Source organism: Paenibacillus xylanilyticus (genome assembly GCF_009664365.1).
GTDB lineage: Bacteria > Bacillota > Bacilli > Paenibacillales > Paenibacillaceae > Paenibacillus > Paenibacillus xylanilyticus_A.
The window spans coordinates 5,470,263-5,488,615 of sequence record NZ_CP044310.1 but is presented as its reverse complement, the minus strand read 5'-3'; the positions used below and the strand labels follow the sequence as shown (position 1 = coordinate 5,488,615).

At 49.0% G+C, this 18,353-nt stretch carries 22 protein-coding genes; 18 read left to right on the top strand and 4 right to left on the bottom strand.

Annotated elements, in window-relative coordinates:
* Positions 1 to 34 precede the first annotated feature (34 nt).
* Complete coding sequence (locus tag F4V51_RS24515; RefSeq protein ID WP_153979943.1) at positions 35 to 1,054, top strand: asparaginase; 1,020 nt, start codon at positions 35 to 37, stop codon at positions 1,052 to 1,054.
* Positions 1,055 to 1,196: 142 nt separating this feature from the next.
* Positions 1,197 to 1,922 (top strand): pirin family protein, encoded by a 726-nt coding sequence (locus F4V51_RS24510; RefSeq protein ID WP_153979942.1) that lies wholly within the window; start codon positions 1,197 to 1,199, stop codon positions 1,920 to 1,922.
* A 117-nt stretch (positions 1,923 to 2,039) separates the two neighbouring features.
* On the opposite strand, the gene F4V51_RS24505 is transcribed toward F4V51_RS24510, so the two are convergent.
* From F4V51_RS24505 to F4V51_RS24495, 3 genes are all read right to left on the bottom strand, one after another.
* Positions 2,040 to 2,876 carry an IS3 family transposase gene (locus F4V51_RS24505; RefSeq protein WP_236146640.1) on the bottom strand — a complete coding sequence of 279 codons (837 nt, stop codon included), beginning with the start codon at positions 2,874 to 2,876 and terminating at the stop codon, positions 2,040 to 2,042.
* Positions 2,864 to 3,190, bottom strand: coding sequence for a helix-turn-helix domain-containing protein (locus tag F4V51_RS24500; RefSeq protein ID WP_153977309.1), 327 nt, complete (start codon positions 3,188 to 3,190; stop codon positions 2,864 to 2,866). Before F4V51_RS24500 ends, F4V51_RS24505 begins: the two co-directional genes overlap by 13 nt.
* A gap of 125 nt (positions 3,191 to 3,315) precedes the next feature.
* Complete coding sequence (locus F4V51_RS24495) at positions 3,316 to 3,540, bottom strand: DUF1128 domain-containing protein (protein ID WP_095292560.1); 225 nt, start codon at positions 3,538 to 3,540, stop codon at positions 3,316 to 3,318.
* Positions 3,541 to 3,698: 158 nt separating this feature from the next.
* Between F4V51_RS24495 and yyaC the strand changes: the two genes are divergently transcribed.
* From yyaC to F4V51_RS24470, 5 genes are all read left to right on the top strand, one after another.
* Positions 3,699 to 4,241 (top strand): spore protease YyaC, encoded by a 543-nt coding sequence (gene yyaC, locus F4V51_RS24490; protein ID WP_236146639.1) that lies wholly within the window; start codon positions 3,699 to 3,701, stop codon positions 4,239 to 4,241.
* A gap of 110 nt (positions 4,242 to 4,351) precedes the next feature.
* Positions 4,352 to 5,146, top strand: a complete 795-nt coding sequence (locus F4V51_RS24485; RefSeq protein WP_153979940.1) for an alpha/beta fold hydrolase — start codon at positions 4,352 to 4,354, stop codon at positions 5,144 to 5,146.
* A 208-nt stretch (positions 5,147 to 5,354) separates the two neighbouring features.
* Positions 5,355 to 6,044, top strand: coding sequence for a DUF6483 family protein (locus F4V51_RS24480; RefSeq protein WP_153979939.1), 690 nt, complete (start codon positions 5,355 to 5,357; stop codon positions 6,042 to 6,044).
* A gap of 110 nt (positions 6,045 to 6,154) precedes the next feature.
* Entirely contained in the window at positions 6,155 to 7,429 is a 1,275-nt protein-coding gene (locus F4V51_RS24475; RefSeq protein ID WP_227779946.1) for a class I SAM-dependent methyltransferase, read from the top strand.
* A gap of 259 nt (positions 7,430 to 7,688) precedes the next feature.
* Positions 7,689 to 10,091 carry an O-antigen ligase family protein gene (locus tag F4V51_RS24470; RefSeq protein ID WP_153979938.1) on the top strand — a complete coding sequence of 801 codons (2,403 nt, stop codon included), beginning with the start codon at positions 7,689 to 7,691 and terminating at the stop codon, positions 10,089 to 10,091.
* A gap of 111 nt (positions 10,092 to 10,202) precedes the next feature.
* Here the strand turns inward: F4V51_RS24470 and F4V51_RS24465 are convergent, their stop codons facing one another.
* The gene (locus tag F4V51_RS24465; protein ID WP_153979937.1) at positions 10,203 to 10,550 is read right to left on the bottom strand and encodes a dehydrogenase; all 348 of its coding nucleotides are present in this window, start codon (positions 10,548 to 10,550) and stop codon (positions 10,203 to 10,205) included.
* A gap of 161 nt (positions 10,551 to 10,711) precedes the next feature.
* Here F4V51_RS24465 and F4V51_RS24460 point away from each other — a divergent pair, with 161 nt between their 5' ends.
* The 11 genes from F4V51_RS24460 to gatB all read left to right on the top strand — a co-directional run bounded on the left by F4V51_RS24460 (position 10,712) and on the right by gatB (position 18,297).
* On the top strand, positions 10,712 to 11,326 hold the full coding sequence (locus F4V51_RS24460) for an undecaprenyl phosphate transporter UptA (protein ID WP_153979936.1): 615 nt from the start codon (positions 10,712 to 10,714) through the stop codon (positions 11,324 to 11,326).
* Between the two features lie 2 nt (positions 11,327 to 11,328).
* Positions 11,329 to 11,898, top strand: a complete 570-nt coding sequence (locus F4V51_RS24455) for a thioredoxin family protein (protein WP_095361800.1) — start codon at positions 11,329 to 11,331, stop codon at positions 11,896 to 11,898.
* A 6-nt stretch (positions 11,899 to 11,904) separates the two neighbouring features.
* Complete coding sequence (locus tag F4V51_RS24450; RefSeq protein WP_153979935.1) at positions 11,905 to 12,537, top strand: MBL fold metallo-hydrolase; 633 nt, start codon at positions 11,905 to 11,907, stop codon at positions 12,535 to 12,537.
* Between the two features lie 332 nt (positions 12,538 to 12,869).
* Entirely contained in the window at positions 12,870 to 13,121 is a 252-nt protein-coding gene (locus F4V51_RS24445) for a hypothetical protein (protein WP_153979934.1), read from the top strand.
* Between the two features lie 97 nt (positions 13,122 to 13,218).
* On the top strand, positions 13,219 to 13,758 hold the full coding sequence (gene sigY, locus F4V51_RS24440) for an RNA polymerase sigma factor SigY (RefSeq protein WP_416226492.1): 540 nt from the start codon (positions 13,219 to 13,221) through the stop codon (positions 13,756 to 13,758).
* A gap of 2 nt (positions 13,759 to 13,760) precedes the next feature.
* A complete protein-coding gene (locus F4V51_RS24435; RefSeq protein ID WP_153979933.1) occupies positions 13,761 to 14,099 on the top strand; it encodes a DUF5345 family protein in 339 nt (112 codons plus the stop codon).
* Entirely contained in the window at positions 14,092 to 14,307 is a 216-nt protein-coding gene (locus tag F4V51_RS24430; protein WP_227779943.1) for a hypothetical protein, read from the top strand. The genes F4V51_RS24435 and F4V51_RS24430 overlap by 8 nt, the downstream gene beginning before the upstream one ends.
* Before the next feature lie 146 nt (positions 14,308 to 14,453).
* Complete coding sequence (locus F4V51_RS24425; protein WP_095292512.1) at positions 14,454 to 14,837, top strand: ATPase; 384 nt, start codon at positions 14,454 to 14,456, stop codon at positions 14,835 to 14,837.
* 220 nt (positions 14,838 to 15,057) lie between these two features.
* A complete protein-coding gene (gene gatC, locus F4V51_RS24420) occupies positions 15,058 to 15,345 on the top strand; it encodes an Asp-tRNA(Asn)/Glu-tRNA(Gln) amidotransferase subunit GatC (RefSeq protein ID WP_095292515.1) in 288 nt (95 codons plus the stop codon).
* Positions 15,346 to 15,373: 28 nt separating this feature from the next.
* Positions 15,374 to 16,831, top strand: a complete 1,458-nt coding sequence (gatA, locus tag F4V51_RS24415; RefSeq protein ID WP_095292518.1) for an Asp-tRNA(Asn)/Glu-tRNA(Gln) amidotransferase subunit GatA — start codon at positions 15,374 to 15,376, stop codon at positions 16,829 to 16,831.
* A gap of 26 nt (positions 16,832 to 16,857) precedes the next feature.
* Positions 16,858 to 18,297: an Asp-tRNA(Asn)/Glu-tRNA(Gln) amidotransferase subunit GatB gene (gene gatB, locus F4V51_RS24410; RefSeq protein ID WP_095292521.1), complete on the top strand. Its 1,440-nt coding sequence runs from the start codon at positions 16,858 to 16,860 to the stop codon at positions 18,295 to 18,297.
* Positions 18,298 to 18,353: the final 56 nt, after the last annotated feature.

Sequence of the window (18,353 nt, the reverse complement as noted above, 5' to 3'; positions counted from 1 at the left end):
AGATGAGACTGGGAGCATAAAGGAGAGAACTCGCATGGAGAGTGCGTTGTTAGTTAAAGAATATCGTGCAGGCGTGATGGAATGCGCCCACTTTGGACACATAAGCATCACGAATGAAAACGGAGATGTTGTTTATTCGGCAGGAAATCCACATTTCAGAGCATTTACCCGCTCATCTGCCAAGCCTTTTCAGGCCATTCCAGGCATTCGTGCAGGCATTGCCGCACACTATGGGTTAACCTCCCAAGAAATTGCGATTATGGCATCTTCCCATCGTTCGGAGCCAGAGCATATTAAAGTGCTGGAGAAATTATCGGCCAAACTTGGATTGGGTGAAGAGTGCCTGATTTGCGCGGCAAGTTATCCATTGAATGATGATAGCCGAAATCAATGGCTGCGCAATCAAGGAGAGAAGCGAAGAATACTGCATAATTGTTCGGGGAAACACCTTGGCATTCTGGGTTACAGTCAGATGAAAAACTTCGATCTGGACAGTTACGCGGAGCGGGAGCATCCGGTGCAGCGTGAAATTCTGAAAACGATGGCTGACATGGCTGGAATTGAGCAGAAGGAAATTGAACTCGGGACGGATGGCTGCGGCTTTCCGGTATTTTCGTTGCCTTTATCGGCGTTGTCGAATGCATACCTGAAGCTGGCTTGCCCGGATTTAATTGAAGATGAACCGACACGCTCGGCAGTGGAAACCATTACGTCTGCCATGAATGATCAGCCTCTTATGGTTGGCGGAACCGGACGGGTGGATTCGGTGCTTCTGGAAGACAGCAATATTGTTGCTAAAGGCGGCTTCAAGGGTGTATTCGGTTTTGCACTGAAAAAGGAAAGGCTCGGGATCACCTTTAAAGTGCTCGACGGATCAGAAGATGAATGGGCATGGATTGCTAAATCAATCCTTGAGCAGATTGGATATTCCAATCGGACAACCATTGAACGACTGGCGCAAGTGTTCCCTCCTGAGATTCGCAATGATGCCGGAAATATGGTGGGACATGCCGATTGTGAATTCGTGCTTCACTCACCTGAAGAAAGCGTATAACCATAAGCTAGGGGCGTGATTAGAATCCCCGGACCCCGGGTAAAGATGAGATACCAACAGGTATTTATCTAAGCATTCATATACACGCAAGACCTGCTGTCAGATGTAGATAGCAGCTCTAAACCCTTGGAGGTGGATGAACATGATTAAAGTAGTGACATCGGAAGAAAGGCACACGTCGGATCGAGGTTGGATACACAGTGAGTTCAGCTTTTCTTTTGCAGATTATGACGATCCAAGCAATGCGCATTTTGGTTGCCTGCTGGCTCATAATGACAACACGCTGATGCCGCAGGAAGGCTTTAAACGACATCCACATCATGACCTGGAAATTGTAAGTTATGTAATATCCGGTAGGCTTAAGCATACAGACAGCATGGGAACGGAACAGATACTTGAGCCGGGAACGGTACAGGTGATGAGTGCAGGCACCGGTGTGGAACATTCGGAGACCAATCCGTCCGAGGATGAACCGGTACGTTTCCTGCAAATGTGGTTCCTGCCATCCCAGCGCATGCTGAAACCATCGTATACGAATCGGCAATTTGATCCGCAGGAGCAGCTGAATCGACTGTGCCCTGTTGTATCCGGACAGGGAGTGGAGGGAGCCGAAGGCGCACTTCCAATTGCACAGGATGTGACCTGTTACCTGACCCAACTGGAGTCCGGTAAAAAAATCATGTATCCACAGCATGAAGACAGACGTACACATCTTTTTCTAATCAGTGGTCATGTGGATATCACCTGTGCGGATGGGAATTTCAATCTGAAGCCAGGGGATGCGGCCCGTATTCGGAAAAGCTGCGATCTGCAGATTACGAGTACAGGCAGCGAAGTAGCGGAATTCGTACTGGTAGACTTGCCTTAACTTGCTTAAATGACAAGTCATGCTAAGTAAATGAGGGTATCAACGTAACACAAATAAAAAGGACCTGTGCTCCATGTGGTGGTCAAGACCCCATTTTGTAGACATTGAAAAAAGACCCTAGGCGGCAAACTGACGTCGGTACTCTACCGGCGTCAGTTTTTTTAGTTTCCGTTGTGGCCGCCTTCTGTTATAAAAACGGATGTATTTTTCGATTTTGCTTTGTGCTTCGGTAAGCGTTCGGATATGATAAGGGTAGAGTCCTTCCGTTTTGAGATGCGAGAAGAAACTCTCCATAGAGGCATTGTCATAACAATTTCCTCGGCGAGACATGCTGATTCGGGCGCCAACCTTTGGCAGCATGTCGTGATAAGCATGAGACGTGTACTGGAACCCTTGGTCGCTGTGAACGACCAGTCCGGTCACGTCTTTTTGCTTCGCAAACGCTTTTCTGAATGTACTGAGCACCAGTTCATTGTCGTTGCGTTCGCCTATTTCGTAAGCCACAATTTCGTTATTATACAAATCTTTTATGGCTGAAAGATATACCCAGTGCTCGCCTACACGATACTGGGTAATGTCAGTTACCCATTTCTGATTGGGTTTTTCTGCACTGAAGTCCCGCTTCAAGTGATTCTCTGCTACGCGCTGAGCAGGTGCATACGAACTGCTGGAGCGCCGTTTACGACGAATTCGAGATTGGATACCGAGCATTTGCATGAGGCGGAGCACCTTCTTGTGGTTCATCCAAATGCCTTGATCTTGCCAAAGGAACAACTGGAGCTGTCGATAGCCATATTTGCCTTCATATCGTTGATACGTTTGAAGGACCTGTCTCTTTGCCTTTGCATCGCGATCGAATCGTTTACGTTTTACATAGGCATAAAATCCACTCCGAGACACGCCAAACACATGGCAGAGTTTCTGGATGTCACCGTATCGGGCTACCTTTTCCATGATTTGAAATTTTTCTTGTTTGCTTCCTCCTTCCAGATGACCAAGCACTTTTTTAGCAACTCATTCTCCCGTTTCAGTTGTTGCACATAGCGATCTTGATCCAAGTATTCTTTCCGTCGACCTCGCTGATCCATCAGTCCAAACTCGCCTTGTTCCCGGTGTTTTCGCATCCAGCGCTTCATTCGTCCTGGGTCATGAATTCCCAAATGTTCATTGATCTTTCGGTAAGTCCACCCCTCAACCGTATGCAGACGAATAGCTTCTTTTTTAATCTTGTCCGAATACGTTTTATACTTTTGCCCTTTAATCGCCATAAAAAATGCACCCCCTAGAATTTCATCGGCTAAACCCAGGGGTTTTTCCAATGTCTATTCTAAGGGGTGCGCTTCATGTGGTGGAGGCAGGCCCTTTTTATTTGTGCGAATGAAGATGGGTGCTTTTAAGCTTTACGCAGGTTCCCCAGTTCGGAAGCAACAGCTTCCACTTCGGAAATACTGAGATGCTCCTTGCTCATCACCATCTCATACAGATCATGCAGATCCTCGTATTTGTCGAGGGGGAATGCCGAAGCCTGCATAGCCGCACCGCTGGCCATACGCAGCTTGGTTTTGATCGCTTCAATCATATATTCCATGTTGGCCGCGTTCGGTTGTGTCAAATCCATCGTTATGTCCATCCCTTCCGTATCGGAAACTGTTGTCATTGTATCATGATTGGACAGGCACAGGCTAATGTTTTGCGGGAATCCCCCTGTATCGGATAAAATGTAAAAAAACAATATTCATTCACATCGCTTCTGTGCGTGTAAAGGAGGGAGAAAGATTGGCAGCATATAAGCGTGAGATGGTGCGCCACCAGAGTCGGGGAACTCCAAAAGGTGTGCCTGGAGAAGACCTGGTTTTATTTTTCAAACACATTTATGAGCAGCATTCACCTGATGAAATAACATTTGTCTGCATTGGAACGGATCGTTCATCGGGAGATGCACTCGGGCCTTTGACAGGAAGTCTGCTGGAGGAGCACGGAGTGGGTCATGTGGTAGGAACGCTGGCTGCACCTTGCGATGCAGATACACTGGAGAAACGGATGTCTCAGATCCCGGCACATCATGCCATTGTTGCGATTGATGCCTGTCTGGGTCCAAAGCATGCCACAGGTACATATTATCTTTCGCATCACGCGTTGAATCCGGCACAGTCCGTAGGGGGGAAGCTGCAGCCTGTTGGACATTATAGTGTGGCAGCTGTAGTAAACGTCAATGGTCCCAGGCCTTATTCCATCCTGCAGATGACTTCGCTTCACCTCGTCATGAACATGTCCCGAACGATCGCTGACGCAGCGTTTGCGGCGAGGAAAATGAGATAAACGTTTCATTCATGAGATGAAAGCTTAATAATATACAACTTGAATGACAAGAAGTTGGTTATATACAATGAATATAATCATTTCAATTCGCGCAGAGAGAGGGATTCATTATGGAAAAAGTGATATGTGATGGAACGACGATATGTTACGCCGAACAAGGCAAGGGAGAAGCACTTATTTTGCTTCACGGCTACTGCGGCAGTTCATCCTATTGGGATGAAGTTGTGCCGGAGCTTGCACGTCATTATCGCTGCATCGTACCCGATCTGCGTGGACACGGTAAGACGGACGCTCCTATGGGAACATACACTATAGATCAAATGGGCAATGATGTACTGCAATTAATGGATGAGCTGAAGGTAGACAAGGCTGTGCTGCTTGGACACTCCATGGGAGGATATATCGCCCTTTCCATCGCTCAGCGTCATCCGGAACGACTAAAAGCCTTTGGTTTGATCCATTCTACCGCCTATCCGGATAGCGAAGAGGGCAAGGAAAAGCGTCTTCGTGCAGTATCGGCTATTCAGACGGATGGTATTGTAAGCTTTGTGGATGGATTGGTTCCAGGATTGTTTGCTCCTGAACATGTAGAGCAGTTATCTGCAAAAGTATCACGTGTCAAGGAAATCGGGTACCAGACCGCACCTCAAGGTGCAGCTGGAGCCGCACTGGCTATGCGGGAACGTCCGGATCGCCGTGATGTTTTATCGGCTACACCATTACCGGTTTTGCTGGTCGCAGGTGAAAAAGACCCTGTGATCCCGCCGGAACGCACATTTACGAGCGATAAACCGCATATTGTACAAGCGGTTATTGCCGGGGCGGGTCACATGAGTATGTATGAAGCACCCGAACAATTGATTCAGATCATTACTCAATTCATGAACGGTTTACCGAAGGCGTAAATCTCGAAATTCATTATTTTCAGCAAAGTCCATCATTCAGCATATATCGTTAGCCTAGGAAACCCCCGAGACGTCTCTACAAGACGACGGGGTTTTTTTGGCATCCTGGAATTCAAGAGGAGGTCCTTTTTTGGCTTTTTGTTAGGGCATGAATTAAACTAGCAATAATGGATGATGATCCGAATGAGCGAATGAGGGGGCATATTGGATGTTCAGAAAAGACTATCTGCTCCGCATGATGGAGGAAATGACCGAGGCGATTGGCAAAGCATTTACACTCAGACAACAGCGGAAACATACGGAGGCACTTTCGGAATTGGACGAGCTGCTTCGCAGGCAGTTTGGCATGAATTTGTCTTTGCTGAATTCTCTCCCTGCAGAGGATGTCATTGAAATGTTTCGTTTTCGCGGAGTCATTGAAGTGGACAATCTGCAGCAAGCCGCGCGTCTGATCGAAGAGGAAGCTTATATTTATGGAGAGAAGGCCAGAGTGGAAGGCATTGATGACCAGGAGAAGCAGGATTCAGAGGATGAAGGACTCATCCGGTTAATGAAATCATTACACTTTTATCTGTATGCCCTGAATCATGGTGCCAACCCGAAGCTGCTGGATGCACCGGAACGCGTGCAATCCATATTGGAACAAACGAAAGAATATGAACTTCCTGCCCGTACGGAGAAACAGCTTGCACTGTATCAAGAACAGCATGGGCGATATGATCTGGCCGAGAACAGCTGGTACCGCGTTCTGCGGGTAGGCGAGGGGCAGCTCGTGAATTATCGCGAAGATGTGAAGGCCTTTTACGAACGATTGAGCAAGCTTGAAGATGGGCAACTGGAACAGGGCGGCCTGCCACGTCAGGAAGTGGAGGAAGGTCTGGCTGAACTCATCCGCTAAGCGGAGAACCAAACAGGACATAAATGAATAAGGCTTGTTAGGTGTCTTCACTTGGAGCGGCACCGGAATTGTGGTATGGTTACGGTTGACCAAACCAAATCGAAAGTGAGATGTACCCCGTGGATTCATTGCGAAAGCTTATACAAGACATCTTTGAGCAGAATTCGCTGATTACAGCGACCTGGAGCCAGCTGCGCAGACGGGACAATGTCTCGTATACCAAAGTGCAAGTCAAGCCGGTAACGCTGAAGAATCAGCTGCATTATCAATTCGCATTTCATTATAACAATAAAGTGCTGCACGAGAATTTGACTCCGGCTGAAGCGATAGAACGCATGACTGTGCTGTGCGAAGAGACGTTTCGTCAAGGGCTCCTCTGTACGACAGAGGCAGATTATCAAATTTTGATCAGCAAAAAATATAAAGTATCCATTCTGACCAAATCTCCATCCAAGACGTCAGTGGATCTCTCGCATAACCGTAAGAAGCAATATGTGCTGGAAGAGGGAGTCCCTGTCTCGTTCCTGGTTGAGCTGGGCATTATGAATGAAGAAGGCCGGGTATTGGCCCGCAAGTACGATAAATTCAGACAGATCAATCGTTTTCTTGAAATGGTACAGGATGTCATTCCGTATCTGCCTGAGGGACGTCCGCTTACCATCGTTGATTTTGGCTGCGGGAAGTCCTATCTGACCTTTGCCCTCTATCACTACTTGTCGGTACAACAGCGCAGATCACTGAAGATCATCGGTCTTGACCTGAAAGCGGATGTCATTGAACATTGCAACGCTCTTGCACAAAGGCTGCACTATGGTGATCTGAAGTTCCTGGTTGGTGATATTGCTGACTACGACGAACTGAATGAAGTGGATATGGTCGTGACACTGCATGCCTGTGATACGGCTACCGATGCGGCATTGGAGAAAGCTGTCCGCTGGGGCGCTTCAGTCATACTGTCCGTACCGTGCTGTCAGCATGAGCTGTTTGACCAGATTGAATCTCCGGTAATGAATCCGCTATTGTCCCATGGAATTCTGAAGGAACGCTTCTCCGCCCTGGCAACAGATGCCATTCGTGCGAAGCTTCTGGATCTGATGGGTTACAAAACACAGCTGCTGGAATTCATTGATATGGAGCATACACCCAAAAATATTCTGATTCGTGCTGTGCGTGGACAGGCGGGTCAAACGGCTGATATGTGGAAGGAATACACGGAGTTCCGTGATTTCATACATGCAGATCCCTACTTGGAACGGGCTTGTGCAGACCTGCTGCCAGGTGGTGCCAATCCGATTGAAGCAGCAGAGGGCGATGTAACGGAACTTAATTCAGATCGTTCAAACGGGAAATCGACAGCCAGCCTAGATTCTTGTGACCACTGCTAATGTCGCAAAGCGCTAACCCTAGCTCGCGGATGGTCTGCCATGTCCAGGAATGGACATACTGGTAGGAGGGTCCCGTTATGGAAACGAATAAACGATTGTGCTTAGATGAATGAAAAGGATGACGGCGAGACATAAGACAGGAGACCCTATGAGGGTCTTCTGTCTTTTTTTGTATGTCATGCGTGCTACGTGCGAATGAAATGCAGCATGAGATTTGCAGTGTTTGTTCGATCAAAGAAGATGGGAAGGAGGTAGGCAGTTGCAGCAGCAGCGAAACGGTGATCACATGATTGAGCATCAGCAGGGTAAGAATCCAGCGGAAATAAATATGAATGTATGTGGCGCTGTGCCGATATCCGGTACGGATGCAGGAGATCTGAACTTGAGTTGTGAGTTTAAACAAGCAAAGAAAAAGACGTTTGGCTTGGATACATCGGTAGTAACGATGATATTGGGCGTGATCGGTACGATTATGTTGTTGGCTGCATGTCTGGGTCGGGGGCTATATTTTCCTTCCGATGTATACAGGATTATTTTGCTCTCTTCGGGGAGCCTTCTCATGGGAGTGATCATGCTTCTTCTGTTATATATACTGCGGAGTAAGAAAAATAACGCACTGAAAAATGGCTTAAGTTACGATATTTACAGTAATGAAGAAATGAAAATAGGATATTGGCATATGAATCTTAATGGCTGGATCATCTGGCCCATCCTCATGATGGTTTGTTATGGCCTGCATGCCTGGTTGGGTTCTGTAAGCACACAGGGCAGCATGGATGAAATGCAACGGTGGAGTTTGCTGGCTATCTTTGCCCTGCTCGCAGGGATGCTGGCTTCGTGTGCACACGGCGTGCGATGGTTCGCTGCCGGATGGCAGGCTGCAGGCAGCCTGCTTGTGTTCAGCGGCCTGCTTGCGGTGTGCGGCGTGCTGCCGCTGCCTTTCGCGGTCATGCGAACCGCTGACCCCGAGATCAGCTCCGCCGGTGCGAGGCTCGGCGGACTGCTGCAGTACCCCAATGCGTACGGCGCCGTTGTCGGCATGTACGCCTTGGAGCGGCTCGCTGCAGTCGCGCGTGCCATGGCCCGTCCCGTGACGGCCTGGCGCCTTATCGCGGCAGCGCTGCCGCTTATGCCCGCGCAAGCCGCGCTCCTGCTGAGCGAGTCGCGCGGCGCCTGGCTGGCGACAGGCATCGCCGCCGCCAGCGCTTTCGTTTGGCAGCGGCGCGGAGACCGCCTGCCGCTGCTGCTGGCCATGGCCGCGCCCCTGGCGAGCGCGGCCTGGCTGTACCGCCAGCTGGCTGCTGCCCAGCTGGCGCCTGCACCCGTGCCCGGCCTGCTGGCCCTGGCCGGGGCATGGGCAGCTGCGCTGCTCGGCACGCTGCTGCTGTGCCGCCTGTGGCACAGCGGCGCCAGGGCACGCGCCGCTGCCTTGACGGCCATGGCACTGGCGGTTACCACCGCCGCCATGCTGGCCGTGGCCTCCACCGCCGAACGACTCGCGGCAGGTGTCGGCACAGGGCTGTCCCGCCTCCGGATGTGGCGGGACGCCCTGGAGATCTGGTCCGGGGCCGCATGGCTTGGCCACGGAGGAGATACATGGCGCAGCATGTTCCGCGCCATTCAATCCTCGCCTTATGTCGGAGGCGAGGTCCACAACGGCCTGATCGATATTGCCCTTGATACGGGCCTGATCGGCCTAATCATGATCGGCGCCTGGTTTGCTTTTACCATTCGGAATACCGTGAAATACGCAGCAGGCTTAATGCCCTCCGTGCTTGTTTTTGTTTTGCATGGGGCCATGGATTTTGACTGGAGCTTCACATTGGTATGGATGCTCTTTATCTGGCTGGGAGCATGGTCATACGCATATACTAATGAACAGCGTACAGCCGCAGCGGACGAGCATGCCGTAATCCAGGCAAGACAGGGACCAGCAGTTATTACGAACGAACGCACAGTACAACCATCGCTTCTGTCCAACGAGTTTTCATATCAGGCGATCCGAACAATGCGGACCATACCATGGTTGACTTCCCTGGCCATCCTGATTTGGTTTGGGGGGACTGTCTGGCTTGCGGGGCGTAATGTCTTGGCGGAAGTAGAGTATCGTTTGGCTGGATCTGCACCACAAGAAATGATTCAGCATAAGACAGAATTAGAAGCTGCATTTCACGCAAATCCATACCGACCGGAGATCGCCATCTCTCTTTCCCGTACCCTTTCAGCCCATGATGCAGAGAAACTGCTGCTGAGCAGCTTGTCCCACTCCCCGGCAGAGCCGCGGCTCTACCAGGAGCTGGGGAAACGAGCAGCCCAAGCAGGGCAGGGAGCACAGACTGGCAAGTACTTTGAACAAGCAATTGCATTGAATCGATATGATACCCATATTCAGTCCGCAGCGTTGTACTGGATGATTCATGCATCCCGTCAGGAATGGGCTGCCGGTTACACGGACCGAGCCAGGCAGACTGCCGCTGCAGGTGTGCGAATGTATGAGCTTTACGAACAGTTGAGTGCCACAGTGGCTGCAGGAAAGGCACGTAATGATCGCCAGTTTATCTTAGATGACGATGCTGCCGTTTACATCACTCATTTACGTATACTTGCATCGACTGCCGTTCCTCAGCAATCGATCAGACAGACCAACAAACCACCTGGGTAACACCTGCTTCTAGCTTCTCTTGAACGTGAATAATGGCGGGTTGCTCAAGGAACGTTTCCTTGTTTTTGTGCGTGCATGTTCCTGTAGGAAATGCTCTGAATCCTCTGTGTTCTACAGACGATATCCGCCAAACGCCTGCTGGAATGCTGCCTGAAGCGGTTCAATGTCCGCATTCCATAGAGAAGCTATATCCGCACTGACGTCATTGTTCCACCACTCGCATAATTTCTTTCGATTGTCCCGGTTTTCACCGATCCAGAGCAGATTGGCAATCACCTTTCCATAATAGAGTTCTTCCGCCTGTTTCATCTGATCGGGAGAAATGTAGACTTTCAGCCGTTTCGCTGTCCGGTACAGCTCCTTGCTGCAAGCTCTGCGGATCCCTCTCGCGGAAGGTAACTTCTGGCTAGGATTGCTATGTTTGACCGGGGGAGTACCGGGTGTTGATTTGGGTGACATCTTCTCACGCTCCTCTCCCGATACCATATGCGAAGGATGACTTGCAGGACACTAACCCGGGTCGATGAAGTAGCAACAAACTGTAGCCCTGTGCTAAAATAGGGACGAACATCCATGGTGCTGCGGAGCACCGCCAATCAGGATGAAGAAAGAGGGTCGAGATGGACGTTATTCATAACATTGTCGGTCAATTGTTCGAATGGATTCAGAGCCTTGGATACTTTGGAATTATGCTGGGATTAATGCTCGAAGTCATCCCCAGTGAAATTGTACTGGCATATGGAGGGTTTCTCGTTTCACAGGGCAATATCAATTTCTTAGGTGCAATGATATTCGGTACCGTGGGCGGTGTAGTAGCCCAGCTCTTTATTTACTGGATTGGCCGTTATGGCGGCAGACCTGTGCTGGAACGTTACGGAAAATACATACTGATCCAGAAAAAACACATCGACCATTCCGAGGAGTGGTTTCGCAAGTATGGAACAGGTGTCATTTTCACGGCGCGTTTTGTCCCGGTTGTGCGTCATGCCATCTCGATACCTGCAGGCATATCTAAAATGCATACAGGCAGGTTCATACTGCTGACAACACTTGCTGTTATACCTTGGACTGCATTGTTTATATATTTAGGGATGGTACTCGGAGACCAATGGGAACATATTAACGAAAAAGCAGCACCTTACATTATGCCGATTCTGCTCGTTGCACTCGCACTTATGATTATTTATGTACTTATTAAATGGATGAATGTTCGAAAAAAGAGAGGAAGTGTCTAGTGATGGGTAAACCAAACTTGTCTCACAAATTCGGTAAGGGTCTGCCGCCGAAGGACTTCATTGAGAGCATGACCAAGAACCAAAGTGAATTTCAAAAGAACTATGACAGCTTCTCCTGGCCAAGCGAAGAGGATCGCGAGTTTTTCGAGAGCTTGAACCACCGCGATGATCTGCGCGTTTTGATTTTGGCTGCTGACTGGTGTGGGGATGTTGTTCGCAACATACCTGTGGTATTCCAGGCGCTGGAGATCTCGGGCATTCCAACCGAAGTTTTGATTATGGAAAATCATCCTGAAGTGATGGATGAATTCCTTACGATGGGCGGCCGTTCCGTACCTATCGTTATTTTTGCCGATACAGGCGGACATGTGCTGGGTCAATGGGGACCACGCCCTCAGCATGTACAGGAAGTGATGGTTGAATTTAAACGCGAGAACCCGGATCGTGATGCAGCTGATTATCAGGAGAAGATGGCTGTCGTACGTCAGGAGATCGGTAAACGCTATGGGGAAGGAACGGAGTCGCATGCAGTCATTATTCGTGAGCTGCGTGAACTGATTTCGGGTTACTAATAGAGGATGCTGAACATTCGTACATTTACACTCGGTCCGCTCCAGACGAATGCATATCTGCTGCAAGGGGAAGATCCGGGGAAAGCTGTTATCATTGATCCGGGCATGAACCCGGGCCCGCTGCTCAAAGCCATTCAAGACTTGGAGATTGAAGCGATTTTGCTGACACATGCGCATTTTGATCATATGGGCGGTGTGGACGAAATTCGCAAATTGAAGGGCTGTCCAGTCTATTTGCATGATTTGGAGAGTGACTGGCTCACCTCTCCGAAACTGAATGGATCGTTGAACTGGCCGCAGGCTTCACCGCCTCTTTCGACTGATCCTGCAGAATATGCGATGGATGAAGGACAGACCCTCGAGTTTGTTGGGCATACATTTAAGGTATATCATACACCTGGACATTCCCCAGGCAGCGTAAGCCTGCTGTGCGGTAATGATTTGTTTGCAGGAGACGTTCTGTTCCGCATGGGCGTAGGGAGAACAGATCTGACGGGTGGACGGGAACGAGACTTGATCGATTCGATTCAAAACAAGCTGTATACCTTTGCTGATGAAGTGAAGGTATACCCCGGTCATGGCCCTAAAACAACCATCGGTTATGAGAAGCAGAATAATCCTTACGTTTCCGCAAGATAATCGACATTTAAGTGAAGAAAGTCTGGACAAGTGACAATTTTTTCATTAGAATAGCAATTAGTTGTTACAAGCGTTAAGGCATCATCTAACTAAAGCTTTAAATAGCAGTACCCTAACTTGCGAAGCACGCAGACTGTGGTCTATACCCGGTTTGCGTTCTTTTTTTGTTTTCAGCAATATTGGCAAGGGAAGAGTCATCGAGATACAACTTACATAAGGAAAGTATTGTAATGCAGACAGCTTAGAATCTGAATAGCAAGTACATGGAACGGAACCCTAGAACGTAGTATTTAATTGGTGAAGCATGAGGAACAAGAGAGCGGGGAGAAGAAGTGGAGAAAAAGCGCGTTATACCTTTTGAACGCCGTGCCAAGTATTCAGCAATGGAAGAGACTCGCCGGGTGATGGATACTGGCAAGCTTGAGTTAGCAACGGATCGTCCTCAACTACATAGCTACAGAAGCAAGGCAATGAATGAACCTTTGGAACAGCAGCAAAATATATGGAGAAGTCGAGTTTTGAGCAGCGGAGCCCGCAACCAGCCCTGGTTCGACAAGCTGCAGGAATACCGGAATGAAGTCTGATTGCCCGGGAAATTGTCGGCTTCAGATTTTTTTGTAATTCATTTGAACGTTTATGCAGAGACTGTCGTATTAACACAAGAATGAACGGGAAGCAGAGGTGAAGAACCAGATGGAAGCAGCCGAACTGGAAGAGGTCCGCAGGGCAGCAGCAGGAGATGATGCTGCGCTGGCGGCGCTGCTTCAACGTCATTATGCTTTCGTGTACAAATACTTGGTCAAGGTTACGATGGATCCTAACGCTGCTGAGGAAACCGTTCAGGATACGATGATTCGATGTATGGAAAATATTCATCGTTATGACGGTTCGTCTGCCTTTTCATCCTGGATGATTACCATTGCTACACGCATCTATATTGACAAGACAAGGCGTAAGAAAAGAGAAAATGGCTGGTTGGATATGATCCGTAGTGAGGCCGTTAGACGATTTCGATGGCAGTTTGAGAGCCGGGATGAAGAATGGACGGACGTCATGGATGCCATGACCAGGTTAACACCGGAACACCGTGTTGCTGTACTGTTGAAGCACTATTATGGCTATGGTTATGATGAGATTGGAGAAATGCTCGGTATTCCAGCCGGAACGGCGAAATCACGAACGGCCTATGGCCTTCGTCAATTGAGAAAGGAGTTGGGATAAGCATGAGCAGGACGGATGAACAAGATGAGCAAGAGCTCCTCGAACGACTGCAGCAGCAGATGAAAGTGCTGGATGACGCATATGAGCCAGTGAGTGTACCTTCATTAGCCTCGCTGGAAGTGCAGGTCAGAGAACGTAGACGAATCAAACGCCGCAAGAATCTGATCGAGATGATTTTGTTCTGGGTGATCGGGCTGATGGTCATTGCTTCCGGGGCGCTGCTGTTCCTGTCTGCTCCAGCTCTTTATGTGGGTATCCAGGCTGTTGGGGTAGCGGCAGCAGTGACAGCAGCAATCGTTTGGGCGGGCAAACATCGGAAGGAGGAGGCTTCTCATGAATAATATGCATTATTCATTGAATGAGATCTCTCCAATCTGGATGATATTGATTGCAATCCTTTTGTTCGTGCAAGGAACATGGATTTTTCAGGATGCACGTAAACGTGGGCGTTTCCCCTGGTTATGGGGATTATGGGGAATCACCGGATTCCCGACACCACTTATTGTATATTGGTTCGTAGTTATTCGTTCAGGTCGCAGACGGTCTTAACCTATAGGATAGACGATTGATAATCTGGTGATAAAAAAGATTTTGCACAAATATGTTGTTTAATTCTAGTAATCGTAGACATCGTTATTCTTTTCTAGTAGACTATAAAAATAAATATGAAAGATAGACTACCAGGAGGTTAGACGATGCTGCGATTAGGAGAAAAGGTTGTCATCGTCGCGGATGCGTTTGAGCAGAATCTTCCTGTGGGGGAATATGGTTACATCATCGCTTATGACCGGAATCCGGACAATGCGTTCGATTACGTGCTTCGAGTGCCGCAGGTGAACCGGAACTTTTTTGTTCCATCCGGCGACGTCGATCTGGAAGAGGTTCTGCTGAAGCAGGAAGCTGAGCGGGTCGAGCGAGAAGCGTTGATAGATTACGCCCTTGCGACACACAACGAGAAACTGTTTCATCACCTGATGAACGGAGATATTCAAGCTGTGGAAGAGGAAGAGGAAACCGCGAACGATGTTATGTCACAGGCGGATTTTATAAAGCAGGTTAATCTGCGTGCATGGATTTAAGATCTAGAGAGTCGGCTGATGCCGGCTCTTTTTTGATGATTGCATGGACTCCGATGATTGGGGTTATTTTGCTTATTAGACAAGTCAGGTCATTTGCATTGAATTGTCGAACCATCTCCCCTATAATGAAAAAAGTTATCTTGGGACTTTAGCCCGTTAAACGAGCGATTCGTTTCAGGCAGTTTCGGGAAGGTGAACGAAATGAAGGAGGCATCCGGAAATGAGTATTTCGAATAATGACGTTCAGCATGTGGCCAAGCTGGCCCGGCTCAATTTGACTTCTGAAGAAGAACAGACGCTTACAGGACAGCTGAACGCAATTTTAAAATATGCAGAGAAGCTGAATGAGCTGGATACTGAGAACATTGAGCCAACGACTCACGTTCTGCATGTCAGCAATGTGATGCGTGAGGATGAAACGAAGGAAAGCCTGCCAATCGAACAGGTGATGCGCAATGCACCGGAAGAAGAAGACGGGCAGTTTAAAGTGCCTGCTGTAATGGAATAACGGATAACCGGAAGGAGGACGAAATACCGTGAGTTTATTTGAACAATCGTTGCCTGAGTTACATAACAAGCTGCACGCCAAGGAATTGTCGGTCAGCGACCTGGTGGACCAAGCATATCAGAACATTAGTGCACGTGAAGACAAAGTTAAAGCATATCTTGCGCTGGATGAGGAACAGGCTCGTTCCCGTGCGCGTCAGCTGGATGACCGGCTCGTCAGTGGCGAGGAGAAAGGTTTGCTCTTTGGATTACCGGTAGGTATTAAGGATAATATCGTTACGAACGGACTGCGCACGACGTGCGGCAGCCAGTTTTTGCGCAACTTCGACCCGGTGTATGATGCAACGGTTGTCGAAAAGCTGAGAGCTGCAGATACAGTGACAATCGGTAAACTGAACATGGATGAATTCGCCATGGGCGGCTCGAATGAAAATTCAAGTTTCTATCCTGTACGCAACCCATGGGCGCTGGATCGTGTTCCAGGTGGCTCAAGTGGTGGTTCTGCGGCTGCAGTGGCTGCAGGCGAAGCGTACTTCACGCTTGGATCAGACACGGGCGGTTCCATTAGACAACCTGCTTCGTATTGCGGCGTTGTCGGCATGAAGCCGACTTATGGACTCGTTTCGCGTTTTGGATTGGTTGCATTTGCTTCCTCATTGGATCAGATCGGACCTCTGACGAAAAACGTTGAAGATTCTGCTTATGTACTGCAAGCAATTGCTGGCTATGATGCCAAAGATTCGACATCTGCAAAAGTGGAGATCCCGGACTACTTGAGCGGACTGACAGGTGATGTCAAAGGACTGCGCATTGCCGTACCGAAGGAGTACATTGGAGAAGGTGTTGATCCGCAAGTGAAAGAGACCATTCTCTCTGCCTTGAAAGTGCTTGAGGGACTCGGTGCTACTTGGGAAGAGGTATCCCTTCCGCATACCGAATATGCGGTGGCTACGTATTATTTGCTCGCTTCTTCTGAAGCTTCTTCCAATCTGGCCCGGTTTGACGGCGTGCGTTATGGCGTACGTGCAGATAACCCGGACAACCTGCTTGATCTGTATCACCAATCCCGCAGCCAAGGCTTTGGTCCGGAAGTGAAGCGTCGTATCATGCTTGGTACGTATGCGCTCAGCTCGGGTTACTATGATGCCTACTACCTGAAAGCTCAAAAAGTGCGGACATTGATCAAACAGGATTTCGATGACGTATTTGCCAAATATGATGTCATTATTGGACCTACTGCGCCTACAACCGCATTTAAACTGGGTTCCCAGGTGGATGATCCACTTACCATGTATCTCAATGACATCCTGACCATTCCGGTCAGTCTGGCCGGCGTACCTGCAGTGAGCATCCCGTGCGGCTTCTCGGATGGATTGCCTGTTGGCATGCAGATTATCGGTAAAGCCTTTGATGAAACGACTGTACTGCGCGTTGCGCATGCGTTTGAACAAAATACAGAATTCCACAAGCAGCGTCCGCAGCTGTAGACTGCCCGGAACGGAGGAATATTGAAATGTCTGCATCTAAATATGAAACGGTCATTGGACTTGAGGTCCATGTGGAGTTGCATACCAACTCCAAAATCTTTTGCGGCTGTTCTACGGCCTTTGGAGCACCACCAAACACCCATACTTGTCCCGTCTGTCTCGGACATCCGGGCGTATTGCCTGTACTGAACCGTCAGGCTGTGGATTATGCCATGAAAGCAGCGATGGCCCTTAACTGTACCATTGCTGATGTCAGCAAATTCGATCGTAAAAACTATTTCTACCCGGATTCACCAAAAGCCTACCAGATCTCACAATTCGATCAACCGATCGGTGAGAACGGGTGGATTGATATTGAAGTAAACGGAGAAACGAAACGAATTGGCATTACCCGTCTTCATCTGGAAGAGGATGCAGGTAAGCTTACTCACGTGGATGGCGGCTATGCTTCATTGGTTGACTTCAACCGTGTGGGTACACCTCTCGTGGAGATTGTATCCGAACCGGAAATTTCTTCGCCGGAGGAAGCACGTGCATATCTGGAAAAATTGCGTGCGATCATGCAGTACTGCGATGTGTCGGACGTGAAAATGGAAGAAGGCTCCCTCCGTTGTGACGCCAACATCAGTTTGCGTCCGCATGGGCAGGAGAAGCTGGGAACAAGAGCTGAACTGAAAAACATGAACTCTTTCCGTGGCGTTCAGCGCGGTTTGGAATATGAGCAGTTCCGTCAGGCTGAAATATTGGATGACGGCGGCGAAGTGGTTCAGGAGACACGTCGCTGGGATGAAGCGCAAGGGAAAACGCTGACGATGCGTGGCAAAGAGCAGGCGCACGATTATCGCTATTTCCCGGATCCGGATCTGGTCAAGCTGCATATTGATGCAGCCTGGAAAGAGCGAATCAAGGCTTCGATACCGGAGCTCCCTGACGAGCGCAAAGCACGTTATACGGCTGATTACGGATTGCCTAATTATGATGCAGAGGTGATCACCTCATCCAAAGCGGTTGCTGATCTTTTTGAAGACAGCCTGAAATATACGCAGGATGCCAAAGCCGTATCCAACTGGATTATGGGCGACCTGCTTGGTTATCTGAACAACAGCAACCTGGAATTGTCTCAGGTGCCTCTGACGGGTCAGGGACTTGGTGAGATGATCGGATTGCTGGAGAAGGGCACGATTAGCAGCAAAATTGCCAAAACCGTCTTTAAGGAAATGCTGGAGAGCGGCAAGCTTCCACAGCAGATCGTTGAGGAAAAAGGTCTTGTGCAAATCAGTGACGAAGGTGCCATTCTTGCCATTGTAGAGCAGGTTGTTGCGAACAACCCTCAATCCGTGGAGGATTACAAGGCAGGCAAACAGAAAGCGATCGGCTTCCTGGTAGGACAGGTTATGAAAGAAAGTAAAGGCAAGGCTAATCCGGGTCTGGTTAATCAACTGCTTGCAGATGTACTGAACCGCTAATCCATCCGGTAAGGCCGGACAGAAAGAGGCTCGTCCCTGTGACAGCCTCTTTTCTT